The organism is Plantactinospora alkalitolerans (genome assembly GCF_015690345.1).
Classification (GTDB): domain Bacteria; phylum Actinomycetota; class Actinomycetes; order Mycobacteriales; family Micromonosporaceae; genus Plantactinospora; species Plantactinospora alkalitolerans.
In genome coordinates this window covers 19701-34405 of sequence record NZ_JADPUN010000184.1, presented here as the reverse complement: position 1 = coordinate 34405, position 14705 = coordinate 19701, and the positions used below count along the sequence as shown (strand labels likewise).

General features: G+C 70.7%; 7 protein-coding genes and 1 pseudogene. 3 read left to right on the top strand and 5 right to left on the bottom strand.

The genetic code is table 11. The annotated features are described in order from the left end of the window. A pseudogene (locus I0C86_RS19850) lies at positions 1–785 on the bottom strand (hypothetical protein); the annotation flags it as partial. Between the two features lie 178 nt (positions 786–963). Here I0C86_RS19850 and I0C86_RS19845 point away from each other — a divergent pair. After that, positions 964–1692, top strand: a complete 729-nt coding sequence (locus tag I0C86_RS19845) for a class I SAM-dependent methyltransferase (RefSeq protein ID WP_323373736.1) — start codon at positions 964–966, stop codon at positions 1690–1692. 27 nt (positions 1693–1719) lie between these two features. Here the strand turns inward: I0C86_RS19845 and I0C86_RS19840 are convergent, their stop codons facing one another. After that, complete coding sequence (locus tag I0C86_RS19840; protein WP_323373735.1) at positions 1720–2724, bottom strand: NAD(P)H-dependent glycerol-3-phosphate dehydrogenase; 1005 nt, start codon at positions 2722–2724, stop codon at positions 1720–1722. Positions 2725–2840: 116 nt separating this feature from the next. Next, on the bottom strand, positions 2841–3494 hold the full coding sequence (locus tag I0C86_RS19835; protein WP_196202756.1) for a TetR/AcrR family transcriptional regulator: 654 nt from the start codon (positions 3492–3494) through the stop codon (positions 2841–2843). 85 nt (positions 3495–3579) lie between these two features. Between I0C86_RS19835 and I0C86_RS19830 the strand changes: the two genes are divergently transcribed. Next, positions 3580–5985, top strand: a complete 2406-nt coding sequence (locus I0C86_RS19830) for a PEP/pyruvate-binding domain-containing protein (RefSeq protein ID WP_196202755.1) — start codon at positions 3580–3582, stop codon at positions 5983–5985. 85 nt (positions 5986–6070) lie between these two features. Here I0C86_RS19830 and I0C86_RS19825 read toward each other — a convergent pair whose 3' ends face one another. Together I0C86_RS19825 and I0C86_RS19820 are read right to left on the bottom strand one after the other, a co-directional pair. Beyond that, complete coding sequence (locus I0C86_RS19825; RefSeq protein ID WP_196202754.1) at positions 6071–6688, bottom strand: GNAT family N-acetyltransferase; 618 nt, start codon at positions 6686–6688, stop codon at positions 6071–6073. A gap of 79 nt (positions 6689–6767) precedes the next feature. Continuing rightward, positions 6768–12269, bottom strand: coding sequence for an ATP-binding protein (locus I0C86_RS19820; RefSeq protein WP_196202753.1), 5502 nt, complete (start codon positions 12267–12269; stop codon positions 6768–6770). An 863-nt stretch (positions 12270–13132) separates the two neighbouring features. On the opposite strand from I0C86_RS19820, the gene rox reads away from it, so the two are divergent. After that, the gene (rox, locus tag I0C86_RS19815) at positions 13133–14614 is read left to right on the top strand and encodes a rifampin monooxygenase (RefSeq protein WP_323373734.1); all 1482 of its coding nucleotides are present in this window, start codon (positions 13133–13135) and stop codon (positions 14612–14614) included. Positions 14615–14705 lie beyond the last annotated feature (91 nt).

Genomic DNA, 14705 nt, shown 5'->3' with positions numbered 1-14705 from the left:
GTCCGGGCTTCGGTGGCCATGGTCCGGGCTTCGGCGGCCATGGTCCGGAACCGTTCGGCCTGGGTCACCGCCTCGGCCGCCGACCGGGTGGCCCGGTCGGCTTCCGCGCGTGCCGTGTCCCGCTCCCGGGTGACCTCGGCCAGCTGCCGCCGGTCGGTGTCCGCCTCGGCACGCAGCGCGCGCAGGTCCCGGCGGGCTCCGTCGCGATCCTGCTCGGCCTGGGTACGCAGGGCGACCGCCGCGCTCTCCGCCTGCCGCGCCGCGTCCCGGGCGGCGAGGGCGGCGCTGGTCTCGGCGCGGCCCTGTTCGACGGTCCGGGTGGCCCGCTCGGACTCCTGGCGGGCGGTGGCCCGTTCGGCGACCGCCTCGGCGGCGGCCTGCTGCGCCTGGCGTAGGGTGACCGCCGCGGCCTCGGCCGCGTGGCGGGCCTCGTCCCGTTCGGTCTGCGCCGCGGCGATCTGGCTGGCCGCCTCGGCCCGAACCTCGGCTACCTGCCGTTCCACCCCGGCCGGCGACAGTTCGGCGTGCAGCGCCTCGCTGAGCGCGTCGGCCATCTGGTCCAGCCGGTCGACGACCTCCCAGGTCCTGGCCACCTGCCCGGCCAGCCCGGGGGCGTTACGGTGCCGCATCCGCTGGTTACGGGATGCCCGCTGACAGGCGCCGTCGTTGTCGCGGCAGTACCGGAACGGTCGCCCGGCGGCCGCCCGCTGCGGAACCGGCCGTCCACAGTGGGCGCAGGGTCGACTTTCGGCCTGGAGATCGCTGGTGGGGTTCTGGTTGTCCATCGCCGGGGAAGTCTAGTGCCGGGCCGGGGCCGGTTTCCGCGGCTCGTCCGCTCCAGCCGGGGGTGAGGTCGCCGTCGGGTAATTGCCGGGCCCGGTACGGCCCCGGTAGATCATAATGGGGCCGTCGTCGCGGGGAGCGACGGCGGCGACCGGGTCGAGGCGGAGGAGCGTGGCGGAGGTGTCGGAACGGCCGAACGGCGCCGGCGGACAGCCCGACTGGTGGCTCGACGAGCTGGCGCACGCCGGGAACGAGCATCTGGATCCGGGATACGTCGCCGGCTACGACCGGAAGGCCGGGCACGATCCGCAGGCTGATCTCGACACCCTGTGCCGGCTCGGGCTCGACGCGGACAGCACACTTGTCGACCTCGGGTCGGGTACCGGCCGCCTTCCCCTGGCCGCCGCGCGGATCTGCCGGCGCCTCGTCGCCGTGGACGTCTCGACGGCGATGCTCGGTCGGCTACGAGAGGACGCCGCCCGCGCCGGGCTGACCAACGTCGAGATCGTGCAGGCCGGTTTCCTGAGCTACGTTCACCAGGGGCGGGCCGCCGACTTCGTCTACAGCCGACACGCGCTGCACCAGCTGCCCGATTTCTGGAAGGCGATCGCCCTCGTCCGGATCGCCGACATCCTGCGGCCGGGTGGGGTGCTGCTGCTCCGCGACCTGGTCTACACCTTCGATCCGGCCCAGACGGCGGGGGAGCTGGAGACCTGGCTGGCCTCGGCGGCCGGATCCGCCGCCGACGGCTGGACCCGGGCCGAACTCGCCACCCACGTACGCGAGGAACACAGCACCTTCAGCTGGCTGCTGGAGCCGATGCTGGAGAAGGCCGGTTTCCGGATCGCCGAGGTCGACGCAAGTCGGCATCCGGCCACCTACGCCAGCTACGTCTGCGTCAGGCGCTAGCCGACCTTCGGACGACCCGGAGGTGGGTCATCGGCGTTCGGGCTTCGCCGATCGCGACATCAGCTCCTTCACGACGAGCGGGGGCGGCTTTTCGTCGTGCACGATGTCGACGACCATCTGGGCGATCGGCATGTCGATGCCGTGACGTCGGGCGAGGTCCAGCACCGCCCGGCAGGAGGTGACCCCCTCCGCGGTCTGCCGGGTCGCGGCGATGGTCTGGGCCACCGTCATGCCCCGCCCCAGGTTCGCACCGAAGGTGTGGTTGCGGGACAGCGGCGAGGAGCAGGTCGCGACCAGGTCGCCCATGCCGGCCAGGCCGGCGAAGGTGAGCGGGTCGGCGCCCATCGCCAGGCCGAGGCGGGCGGTCTCGGCCAGACCCCGGGTGATCAGCGACGCCTTGGTGTTGTCGCCGAGCCCCATTCCCTCGGCGATGCCGACGGCCAGGCCGATGACGTTCTTCACCGCCCCGCCGACCTCGCAGCCCACCACGTCGACGTTGGTGTAGGGGCGGTAGTAGGCGGTGTGGCAGGCATGCTGGAGCAGTTCGGCGACGGTCTCGTCCCGGCAGGCCACCACCCCCGCGGCGGGCTCCCGACGGACGATCTCGGGCGCCAGGTTGGGTCCGGACACCACGGCGATCCGGTTCGGGCCGGCACCGGTGACCTCCGCGATGACCTCGCTCATCAACTTGGCGGTGCCGAGTTCGACGCCCTTCATCAGGCTCACCAGCACGGTGTCCGGGGCGATCCGGGGAGCCCAGGCGGCCAGGTTCGCCCGGAGGGTCTGTGACGGCACCGCGAGCACCACGAACTCGGCACCGGCGATGGCCGCCACCGGATCCGTCGTCGCGGTGATCCCGGTCGGAAGTTCGATTCCGGGGAAGTAGTCCGGATTGGTGTGTGTGCGGTTGACGGCGTCCACCAGTTCGGGGCGGCGCCCCCAGAGCGTGACCCGGGATCCGGCGTCGGCGAGGACCATCGCGAAGGCGGTCCCCCAGGATCCGGCTCCGAGGACCGCCATCCGGGTCGACACCGATCAACCTCATTCTCTCCGGCACCGGTCCGTCCGGCGCGCGTTGTCGTAGCGTACGGGGATCGTGGGCGGGGCCGGGTCGGCCGCAGGGGTGTCGGCGGGTCCGGACCGGCAGTTCACGCTCGGGTCGACGGGGTCCGATCGGTGGTGTCGCCGGGCTCCGGCGCGTCGTCGGCGGCGCCGAACAGGAGCCGGAGGTGCGTGTCGAGGACGGCGACCGCCTCGTCGGGGGAGTAGTGCTGGCCGAGGACCTGGATGCCGAGCCCGTCGACGAGGGCGAGCAGGCCCATCGCCGCGTGGTCGGGGTCGATCCGCAGTGCGCTGTCGGAATTCTCCTGCGCGGCCCGGATCTGCTCCGCGACGAAGCTCCGCATCTGGCCGACGCTTCCCCGTAGGCCCTCGGCGATGGCCGGTTTGACGGCGGCGTAGGCGAGGAACGCCAGGACGACGTGGTTCTCGAGTCGTCGGAGTTCGTCCAGCGGCAGGATCTGCAGCAGCAGCGTCCGGACGATGCCGCCGGGTCCGGTGGGCCGCGCCGAGGTCGCCTCGGCGGTGGACCGGGCCTGGACGTTCTGCATGACCATGTCCAGCGCGAAGATCATCATCTCGTCCTTGGTGCGGAAGTAGTGCTGCACCATGCCGGTGGACACGCCGGCCTCGGCCGCGACGTGCCGGAGGCTGACGGCCTCCAGGCCCTGGGTGGCGGCGAGGCTCATCAGGGCGTCGGCGAGCTGCTTCCGGCGCGCGTGGTGGTCGACTCTCCTGGGCACAGGACCACTTTACATTGCAGTCGTATTGACATGGGGTGTCGGCAGCCGTACATTGCAGTCGTATTGTAAAAGAGGGGAGTCCGGGATGAACGTGATCGCACTGGCCGCGACAGGCGCCGGCATGGTGGATCTGGTCGGCGGCAAGGCCACCGGGCTCGGCGAGCTGATCCGGATGGGCGAACGCGTCCCGGACGGCTTCTGCCTGACCACGGCCGCACACCAGCTCGGCGTGATCCCGGAGGCCGAGGTCGTCGCGGCGTACCAGCGACTCGGCGGTGGGCCCGTCGCGGTCCGCTCCAGCGCGACCGCGGAAGACCTGCCGCACGCCAGCTTCGCCGGCCAACAGGACACCTTCCTCCACGTCACCGGTGCCGACGAACTCGTCGACGCCATCGGTCGATGCTGGAACTCCCTGCACGCCGAGCGGGCCGTCGCCTACCGCGAGGCCAACGACATCGACCACGACACGGTACGGATGGCCGTCGTCGTGCAGCGCATGGTCGACCCCACCGTCGCCGGGGTGATGTTCACCGCGAACCCGATCACCGGCTGCCGCACCGAGATGGTCGTCGACGCCGCCCCCGGCCTCGGTACCGCCGTCGTCGACGGCACCGTCGTGGCCGACCACTACGTCCTCGACGGCACCCGGTACGACGAGCGCGGCTGCCTGACCCCGGAGCAGCTGGCCGAGCTGCGGCAGGTCGGACAGCGAATCCAGGACCACTTCGGGTGCCCACAGGACGTCGAATGGGCGATCGACCACGACGGCACGCTGTGGCTGCTCCAGTCCCGACCGATCACCACGCTGTTCCCGCTGCCGCCGCAGACCGACCGGCCGCTACCCCGGATCTACCTGGAGTTCGGCCACGTGCAGGGCATGCTCGCCCCGGTCACCCCGATGGGGATGTCGACGCTGAAGACGATGCTGGCGGAGATGCTCGGATCGTTCGGCATCAGGGCCGACATCGTCGACATCGGTGGGCGCCTCTACGGCGACCTGACCGACCTGGTACGCGGCAGGTCGACCCGGAAGAGGCTGGTGAAGCTGATGGCGGTGGACTTCGGTCCCCGCGCCCAGGCGGTGGTCGAGCACATCCTGACCGACCCCCGGTTCTCGCCGCTGCCCGGCAACCCGGCCGGGATGAACGCGTCGCTCGGCTCGGTGCTGCGGACCGCCCCGCGGGCGGTGGCCGGGGTTCTCCGCGCGCTGGCCCGGCCGGACGCGGCGCGTACCCGGCTGTTCCGCGAGATCGAACAGCTCAGGCAGCGTTCCGTCGCCCCCGCCGGAGTGGACACGGCCGCCAAGCGACTCGACTTCATCGAGGCCCAGGACCCGTCCAGCCGGTACGACGCGATCATCTGGCCGATCGTCGCCGGCATCCTCGTGGCGGCGGTGCCACCGGAACTGCTCAAGGGGATCGCCAGCAAGGCGGAGGTCAACACCGTCCTCGGCGGCATGCCTCACAACGTCACCATCGAGATGGACCTGTCCCTGTGGCGGCTGGCCGAAAACGCCACCGAACACCGCGACCTGCTGCTGAAGACTCCACCGGACGAACTCGCCGCGAGCTACCTCGCCGGCACGCTGCCGGACATCGGCCTGGCGGCCTTCCTCGACGCGTACGGCCACCGTGCCGCCGCCGAGGTCGACATCGGCGTACCGCGCTGGGCCGAGGACCCGACACCGGTCTTCGCCATGATCGCGAACTATCTGCGGGTCACCGATCCGGAGCAGGCGCCGGACCGGCGGTTCGCGCGCGCCGGGGCGGCGGCGGAGGAGAAACTCGCCGAACTCGCCCAGCGGGCCCGCCGACAACGGCCGGTCCGTGGCCGGCTCGCCGGGTTCCTCCTGCGCCGGGCCCGGGTGCTGACCGGCCTCCGGGAGGCGGGCAAGTTCGCCGGCCTGTACCCGCTGCGTGAGACCCGCCGGCAGCTGCTGCTGGTCGGCGCCGAACTCGCCGGGCAGGGGCTGCTGGCGCACGCCGACGACATCATGTTCCTGACCCTCGCCGAGGCGCGTGCCATCGTGGAGCAGCGGATCGACCACCGGGCGTTGGTCGCCGACCGCCGGGCGGTGCACCAGCGGGAAGTGCGCCGCCGCCGGGTTCCGGTCGCCCTGCTGACCGACGGCACCGACGTCGAGGCCCTGATCCCGGTGGCGCCGTCCGGGGACGGCACGCTGCGCGGGGTCGGGGCGGCATCGGGTACGGCCACCGGACCCGCCCGGGTGGTGCACGACCCCGCCACCGCGCACATCGAGCCCGGCGAGATCCTGGTCGCCGCGACCACCGATCCCGGCTGGACGCCACTGTTCCTGACCGCCGGCGGACTGGTGACCGAGACCGGTGCCGCGATGGCACACGGCCCCACGGTGGCCCGCGAGTACGGCATCCCCGCCGTGATCTGCGTGCCGGACGCCACCGAGAAGATCCGGACCGGTCAGCTCGTCACGATCGACGGAGCGGCCGGAACGGTGACGCTCGCCGGATGACGCCGAACGCCGGCCGAACGCCCGGTACGCCTTGCCGGGGGCACCCGGTCACCGCAACTCCGGTCCGCGGCGGCGCGACCGTGCCTCAGCGAGCGCCACGAGACGCCTCCCACATCCCGCGGGTCATCTCGTACTCGACCTCGCCCAGCTCCGCCCCCGGCAGCGGGTCGTCGAAGGAAGGAAAGTACGTGCGCGCGTACCGCATGCCGATGGCCGCCATCACGCCGCGGGACCCGGTGTTCACCGCCATCGTCTGGGCGATCACCCGGCTCTGCCCGACGGTGTCGAAGGCGTGCCGTAGCAGGGCCCGGGATGCCTCGCTGGCCAGGCCCTTCCGCCAGTACCGGCGGACGAGGCGGTAGCCCAGGTCGGTGACGGTGGGGTCGTCAGGTTGGTCGGGGCCGTGCGCCGGCGGAAGCATCATGAGCCCAACGAACTCGCCCTCGTCCTCCCGCGCCGGCGACGTCGAGCCAGCCGCGCCGCCATCGGACCCGAACGCCATCCAGAAACCCAGGCCGTCCACCTTGCCTGCCTGGGCCATCCGCTGCGCATGGGATGCGACCACCTCGTCCCTGGCGCGCGCCCGGCCGCTGATGTAGCGAAGCACCTCCGGATCGGAGTCGAGCTGGACTTCCAGCTCGAGGTGCCTGTCGGCAAGTGGGACCATCAGCAGGCGGGCGGTGCGCAGAACCGGTTGGGGCATCCGGCAACAATCGCATCCCGGGACCGGCGTCGCTAACCAATTTGCCGCCGGTCCCACGCACCTTCCGTACCCCGGCGCGCTAACCCCGGTGCCAGCCCTTCATACCGTGCTCGATCGCCTCGATGATCCGGGGCCGCAGTTCGGCGGCGCTGATGATCGCGTCGACCGAGCCGACCTCGACCGCGCGCTGGATACTGTGCACCCGGTCGAACTCGGCGGCGACCTCGCCGAGCTTCTCCGCCCGGACGGCGGACTGCATCTCGGCGAGCTGGGCGTTCAGCGCCGCCCGCTCGGCACCACTGGCCGCCGAGACCTGCGTCTGCAGTTCCGTCACCCTCGGATCGGTCACGGTGCGGTTGTTCACCTCACCGGAGAACACCACGGCCGCCGCCGGGGCGCCGCCGAGCACCGAGGCGAACGACCCCTCGAGCGCCAGTACGGTCATGTTCGGGTTGAGCGCCTTGGAGAACACCACGAACGCGCCGCCGTGGTAGCGGGAGATCACACAGAACACGATGGGTCCGTCGAAATTGACGATCCCCCGGCCGATCTCCGCGCCGTACTCGAGCTGGAGCTTCCGCATCGACTCCGGTGAGCCGTCGAACCCGGACAGGTTCGCCAACACCACCAGCGGCCGGTTTCCGGACGCCGAGTTGATCGCCCGCGCGGTCTTCCTCGACGACTGCGGGAACAGCGTGCCCGCGGTGTAGGTGTCCGGTCCGTCGGTGGGCGGGAAGCCGCGTCGGGGTACCGACCGCGACTCGATCCCGACCAGGCAGACCGACCAGCCACCGATGTGCACGTCCTGCACGACCGAGGTGTCGGCGTCGGCCATCCCGGCCCACCGCTCCAGCACCGGGTGGTCCTGGTCGGACAGCGCACGCATCACCGTACGGATGTCGAACGGCTTCTTCCGGTCCGGGTTGTGCTCGGCCGAGAAGATCTCGCCGACGTACGCGAAGTCGCTGCCGACGATCGCGTGCGGAAACGCGGAGACGTCGCGGTCGAGCGGGTCGTTGGTGCCCGCCCTGCGGGGCGCCGACTCGCCGGGCGCGACGTAGGTGTGGTCGTAGTGCGTCATCAGCACGTCGCGGGCGGCCGGCAGGTTGGGCGCCCAGTACTGCGCCTGGCCGTTCGGGCCCATCACCCGGTCGTAGCCGCCGATGCCGAAGTTGTCCTCGGCCGACACGCCGCCGGAGAAGTCCAGCGACTGCTTGCCGGTGAGCACCATCGCCGAATCCGGGGTCATCACCAGGATGCCCTTGGTGTGCATCAGCATCGTCGCCTCGGCGTTCCAGTACGGCTGGGCGCCGACGGTGATCCCGGCGACCACAATGTTGATCTCGCCGCCGTTCTGGGTGAAGGTGACGATCCGCTTGAGCGCGGCCGCGACCCAGTCCATGTTCTCGGTGCCCGAGGACATCGAGATCCGCGCGCCGGCCGAGAGCGCGAACCACTCCAGCGGAACCCGCATCCGCTCGGCCAGGTCCAGTGCGGCGATCACCCGTGAACACTCCGGTTCCGACAGCGCGCCCAGCGCCTTCGTCGGGTCGCCGAGCAGCACCACCCGGGTGACGCCCTCGGGATGCCGTACGGTCGGTGTCGTGACGACGCCCGCGACGATCGCGGCGGTGTTCCTGCCCTTCGGCCGGTCCACCGGTACGAGTACGCCCCGGTCGTCGAGGTCGTGCTCGACGAAGCTGCCCTGCGCCCCGGCGAGCAGCCCCGTCAGCTCGTACGGGTAGACGTTTCCGCGTCGGGCCGCGCGCAGCACCTTCTGGCGGTAGTCGTCCAGTGGCCGAACCAGTTCCGTCGAGGGCTGGCCGACGTGCAGGCGCGCGCCGTGGCCCGGGTCGAGGGTGATCCGCACGGCGACCTCGGTCAGCTCGCCGGTGGTGGTGCGCTGGCGGGCGAGGAACTGGACCTCCTCCAGCCCCGCGCCCGCCGTGGTCGGCAGGATCCGCTGGACCAGGGTGTCGAGCTCGTCGGTGGTCAGTTCGGTCGACGGCCAGACGTACATCATGATCCGGTTGGTGTCGAACCGCTTGTTGTGCGGGCGTTGCGCCTGGATGTTGCGGATCGCGTCGAGGCACGCGGTGATCGTGTCCTCCACCGCGGGCAGCGCGGCCAGTCGGCCGTCGGCCTCGCGCAGCGGTGTCAGGTCGCGGACCTGGCCCATCGCGACGAGCCGCTCGTCTGCCGGGTTGCTCTTCGCGACGGCCTTGAACAGGTAGATCTCCTCGTCCGCCGACGGGAGCCGGGTGAGGTCGAACTCACGCAACCGCTGTAGCTGCAGGCGGTGCGCGATCTGCGGGTGCAGGCCACGGATCAGCCGGTCCTCGGCCAGGCCCGTACCGTCGGGCCGGAAGGTGAAGTGGTGGTGCATCACCGCGCCGCTGGTGCCGGCGACGGTGGTGGTGATCCGGCGGACGGCCGCGGGCAGCGGGTGCTCGGCGAGGAGCTGCCCGAGCCGGACCGCCATCGCGTCGGCGTCCGGCTGCCCCTCCCAGGTGACGTAGAGGTCGGCGACCACACCGTGCTCGGCGGCGAACGTGCCGACCGCGAACGTGCCGACCGCGCCGATGGCGTCGCGCAGGGCGGCGATGTCGACGGCGGTGGTGACCACCCGGGTCACGCCGCCCGAACCGCGGTGCTCGGCGGTGACGAACCGGCAGCCCGCACTCTCCAGCGCGGTGACCGCGGACAGTCCGCGGTTGCCGTAGTAGCGACGGGTCAGCACCTCCAGCAGCGGCGCGTGGTCCCGGCCGGGCCGCCCGATCTGCTGGCCGATCAACCGGACCAGCGGCTCGGAGCTGGCCACCATGGCCTGGATCCGCGCGGCGCGGTCCGGCGCGTCCGGGTTGCGGTCCAGGTACCGCAGATCCTTGCGCACCGCGGCGTAGACGTTGGCACGGGTGCGACGCAGAAGCGGCTGGGCGAACCAGCGGAACACCACACCGCGGGCCAGGTCCGCCACCGCGGGGAACCGCACCTGGGTGGCCTCGATCAGGTGCTCCAACGTCAGCCCGGCCCGTTCGCTCAGCGACTCCAACGGCGGCGCTCCGGCGAGCCACTGCCGCAGCAGCTCCGACATGACCGCGACGTCGGCGGGCATCCGCTGCTGGGCCAGGAAGATCCGGAAGACCGCGGCCTCCAGTTCCGGGGTACGGTCCAGATCGGCGATGCCGTAGTGCCCGAGCACCTGCTTCAGCTTCGCCTGGAACCCTTCGGTGAGGCCGGCGCGTTCGACGTCGAGGCTCTGCAGGTAGCTGTGGAAGTACTCGCGCGGGCTGTGTACCGGGCTGCCCGGTTCCACCTCGAACTTCGTGCCCGGCTTGTTGCGGCTCAGTTCCAGCAGGTCCGCGAACACCGTCAGCAGGTCCAGCTCGCCTTCGAGCGGCCGCCCGCCCAGCGCGGCGCGCGCGGCCAGGTAGCCCGACAGCACGCGCTTGCGGTCGTGCGGGTCGACGTCGAAGCCGAGCAGCAGGCTGCGCAGGTCCTGCAGGCCGCGCTCGGCCCGCTGCGCCGCGGATGCCGCCACGGGCTCCGCCGGCAGCTCGATCTCGACGGTCTCGGTGGCCGACTCCGCCTGCTCGACGACTCCATCGGCCAGCGGCTCCAGCCACATCAACGGCGCGCCGGTCTCGACCTGACTGCCCACCGAAACCGGGCACTCACGGATCCGGGCGCGGAACGGTGCGCGCAGCACCGTCTCCATCTTCATGCTCTCCAGCACCAGGATCGGCGCGCCCGACTCGACCTCGTCCCCGACGGCAAGCGGCGTCGCGACCACCAGCGCAGGAGCGGGGGAGCGGACGACACCACCCTCGTCGCGACTGATCCGGTGCGTGACGCCGTCGACCTCGACCAGGTGGATCGGTCCGTGGGTGGCCATCACCAGCCGGAACCGACGGCCGTTGATCACGATCTGGCCGCTGTGCTCGTCGAACCGTTCGACCTCGACATCCGCCCGGTGCGTCTCACCACCGGCGGAGATGCCGACGCGGAAACGCTGCTGCCCGACCCGGGACACGCTCACCCGGTAGGCGACGCCCCGGAGCTTGAGGTCCAGTGGACGGTCCGAGTCGTGCTGCACCTGCGGGCGTCCGCCGTGCGCGGTGGCCAGCAGCCGCTGCCGGCTGACCTCCTCCTCGTCCTGGTACGCCTCGATCGCGGCGACGGCCAGCGCGATCGCCGAGTGCCGGCCACTGACCAGACGGCCCTCGGCGCGTACCCGGTCGATCCAGCCGGTGTCGGCACTCGCGTCGATCACCTCGGGCTGGTCGAGCAGGTCGAGCACGAAACTCTTGTTGGTCGTGCCACCCTCGATGATCACCGTGGTCTCGGCCATCGCGCGGCGCAGCCGGCCCAGCGCCTGCTCGCGGTCATTACCGTAGGCGATGATCTTCGCGATCATCGAGTCGAAGTCGGCCGGGATGGTGTCGCCCTCGCTGACACCGGTGTCCACGCGGATGCCGGGCCCGGTGGGCAGTACCAGACGCGCGATGCGGCCCGGGGCGGGCGCGAAGTCGCGGTCGGGATCCTCGGCGTTGAGCCGGGCCTCGACGGCATGGCCGGCCTCGCCCGGTTGGGCGCCTTCCAGTTTTCCGCCGCCGGCCACGTGCAACTGCAGCCGGACCAGGTCGGTGCTCGTGGTGATCTCGGTGATCGGGTGCTCGACCTGGAGCCGGGTGTTGACCTCCAGGAAGGCGAACAGCTTCTCGCCGGGGTGGTAGAGGAACTCGACGGTGCCGGCGCCCCGGTAGCCGACGGCCAGCGCCAGCCGCTCGGCCGATGCCTTCAGGTCGGCAATCTGTCCGGGACTCAGCACCGGCGAGGCGGACTCTTCGATGATCTTCTGATTGCGCCGCTGCACCGAGCAGTCCCGGACTCCGAGCGCCCACGCGGTACCCTGCCCGTCGGCGATGACCTGCACCTCGACGTGCCGGGCGCCGGTGACCAGACGTTCCAGGAAGACCACGCCGGAGCCGAAGGCACGCAGCGCCTCCTGGCTGGTGCGCTCGTAGGCGTCGGCCAGGTCCTTCGACGAGGCGACCATCCGGATGCCGCGCCCGCCGCCGCCCGCGGTCGCCTTGAGCATCAGCGGGTAGCCGATCTCGTCGCCGACGCGCAGCGCCTCCGCCAGGGTCGCGACCTCACCGCGGCTCCACGGCGCGACCGGTACGCCGACCTCCTCGGCGATCAGCTTCGCGCCGATCTTGTCGCCGAGCTTGCGCATCGCCTCCGCGCTCGGGCCGACGAAGGTGACGCCGATCTTCTCGCACAGTTCGGCGAACGCCGGGTCCTCGGCGACGAAACCCCAGCCGACCCACGCGGCGTCGGCCCCGGTCTCCACCAGTGCGCGCTCCAGGAGGGCGTGGTTGAGGTACGGACGGGCCGAGGCGGGGCCGAGCGGATAGACGACATCCGCCTCGCGGACGAAGGTCGCGGTGCGGTCGGCGTCGGTGTAGAGGGCTACCGTCTCGATCCGCGTCCCGGTTTCCGCTGAAAGATCCCGCACCGCGTGGATGAGTCGCATCGCGGCCTCTCCACGGTTGACGATGGCGACACGACTGAACACCGACTGAGCCTCCCGAGTACACACGCACGAAAGGCGACGTCCGGGTCCCGGACCGTCGCCTGCACCTACCTACACCCTCCTGGATCACGGCCGGCTACGCCATGTTCCGCATCGCACGCCCCTGAGCCGCTGAGTTGTGGGAACCCTACAAAGGTTTCTAGGGGGAACCCCACAAAAGCGACCAGGCGGCATCTACTCGGATACGGACGGTCCTGGGTCGGGGAGGGCAGGCGATCGTCGGGGCGACGGCCCGCCCGGTTTCTGTCAGCCCGCGACGGTCGCGTACCCGACGGCACCGGTGACCATCGGGTCGACGACGTGTGTCTCCCGTCGGGGTCGAGGATGAACCGGGCGATCTCGTCGATGGACGCGGCAGAGGACGAACCGGTTGCTGACAGCCTCGACGGAGGCATCGGCGACGCCAGTCAAAGCCGCTGACACCAGTCAAATCCTCTTGAGCCGCTCACATCCTCTTGAGTCGGTGCGGGTCAGCACCCACGAGCCTCCGACAGCGCTGGCACCCAGGATCAGACCGTCGACCATGACCAGCCCGGCCGCCACGCCGGGATTCGCCCTGCAACGACACGGGCCCGTTCGAGTCGCGATCACGTGGCTGGAAAGGACTGGACGGGATGATGTTGGGGCTTGTAGCTTGCAGTCGACCGCGACATCGCCCGAGGAGGTGAGACCCATGAACGCTGTATCGAAATGGGTGCTCCCGTTCCCGTCACGGTCGGGCGATTGACGTAGGTGTCGCCGGGAGCGCCTCGCCAACGAGGCACTTCCGAAAGGCAACACTCATGCACCTGCCGCAGTCCACCGCCGAGCCGTCCTCGGTTGATCCGGTCCAGCGCGACTTCTCCGTGGGCGACGTTCCCGGACTCCCATCACCAGCCGCCGGCACCGACCGCGCGCCCCTTCCGTTCGATGTGATCATTGCCGGGTGCGGGCCGACTGGCGCCGTCCTGGCCGCCGAACTGCGGCTGCACGACGTACGGGTACTCGTCCTGGAGAAGGAAACCGAGCCCGTCTCGTTCGTCCGCATTGTCGGTTTGCATATTCGCAGTATCGAGTTGATGGCAATGCGCGGACTACTGAAGCGCATTCTCGAACGCGGAAGACAGCGTCCGGCCGGCGGCTTCTTCGCCGCCATCAACAAACCCGCGCCCGAGGGCCTGGATTCGGCGTACGCCTATCTGCTGGGCATCCCGCAGCCGGTCATCGTCCACCTCCTCGAAGAACATGCGATCGAGCTGGGTGCGCAGGTCCGGCACGGTTGTGCCGTGGCCGGTTTCGAGCAGGACGACGAGGGTGTCACCGTCGAGCTGGCCGACGGGGAGCGGCTGCGTTCTCGTTATCTCGTCGGCTGTGACGGCGGGCGCAGTACGGTGCGTAAACTGCTCGGTGTCGGCTTCCCCGGCGAGCCCTCACGGACCGAGACGCTGATGGGCGAGATGGAAGTGGGCGTGCCGCAGGAGGAGATCACCGCCAGGGTGGCCGGAATCCGCGAGACCCATCAGCGATTCTGGCTCCGGCCCTTCGGAGAAGGGGTCTACAGCGTCGTGGTCCCCGCTGCGGGAGTCAGCGACCGTGCGGAACCGCCGACCCTCGAGGATTTCAAACAACAGTTGCGCACCATCGCCGGAACCGATTTCGGCGTGCACTCTCCGCGCTGGGTGTCCCGCTTCGGGGATGCCACCCGGCTGGCCGAACGTTATCGGGTCGGACGGGTGCTGCTGGCCGGCGATGCCGCACACATCCATCCACCCATCGGCGGACAGGGCGTCAACCTGGGCGTTCAGGACGCGTTCAACCTCGGCTGGAAACTGGCCGCACAGATCCACGGCTGGGCGCCGGAAATACTGCTGGACACCTACCAGGCAGAACGTCATCCGGTCGCCGCGGACGTGCTGGACAACACCCGTGCCCAGATGGAACTCTCGTCCACCGAACCGGGCGCGCAGGCCGTACGCAGGCTGCTCACCGAACTGATGGACTTCGACGAGGTGAACCGCCATCTGATCGAGAAGATCACCGCGATCGGCCTCCGCTACGACTTCGGGGAAGGCCCTGACCTGCTCGGCCGCCGCCTGTCCGACATCGCGGTGAAACAGGGCACCCTCTACGGTCTGCTGCATCGCGGTCGCGGCCTGCTGCTGGACCGCACCGAATGCCTGACCGTCGGCGGCTGGTCGGACCGGGTCGATTATTTCGGAGATTCCACTGCGGTACTGGATGTTCCGTGCGTCCTGCTCCGCCCCGACGGCTACGTCGGCTGGGTCGGCGACGATCAGCAGGACCTGGACAACCACCTTTCCCGCTGGTTCGGCAAGCCCGCCCACTGACTTCGGCCGAGCAACCGAAGAGGAATGCGGATCCGGTCCGACTCGCCACCTGCCGTCTCCGTCGGCGCGTGTGCCGGGCCGGGCCGGGATC

Excerpts from the sequence above, each read along its gene's own strand:
- I0C86_RS19825 (WP_196202754.1), bottom strand. The coding sequence starts at position 6,688 with ATGCCCCAACCGGTTCTGCGCACCGCCCGCCTGCTGATGGTCCCACTT.
- I0C86_RS19830 (WP_196202755.1), top strand. The coding sequence starts at position 3,580 with ATGAACGTGATCGCACTGGCCGCGACAGGCGCCGGCATGGTGGATCTG.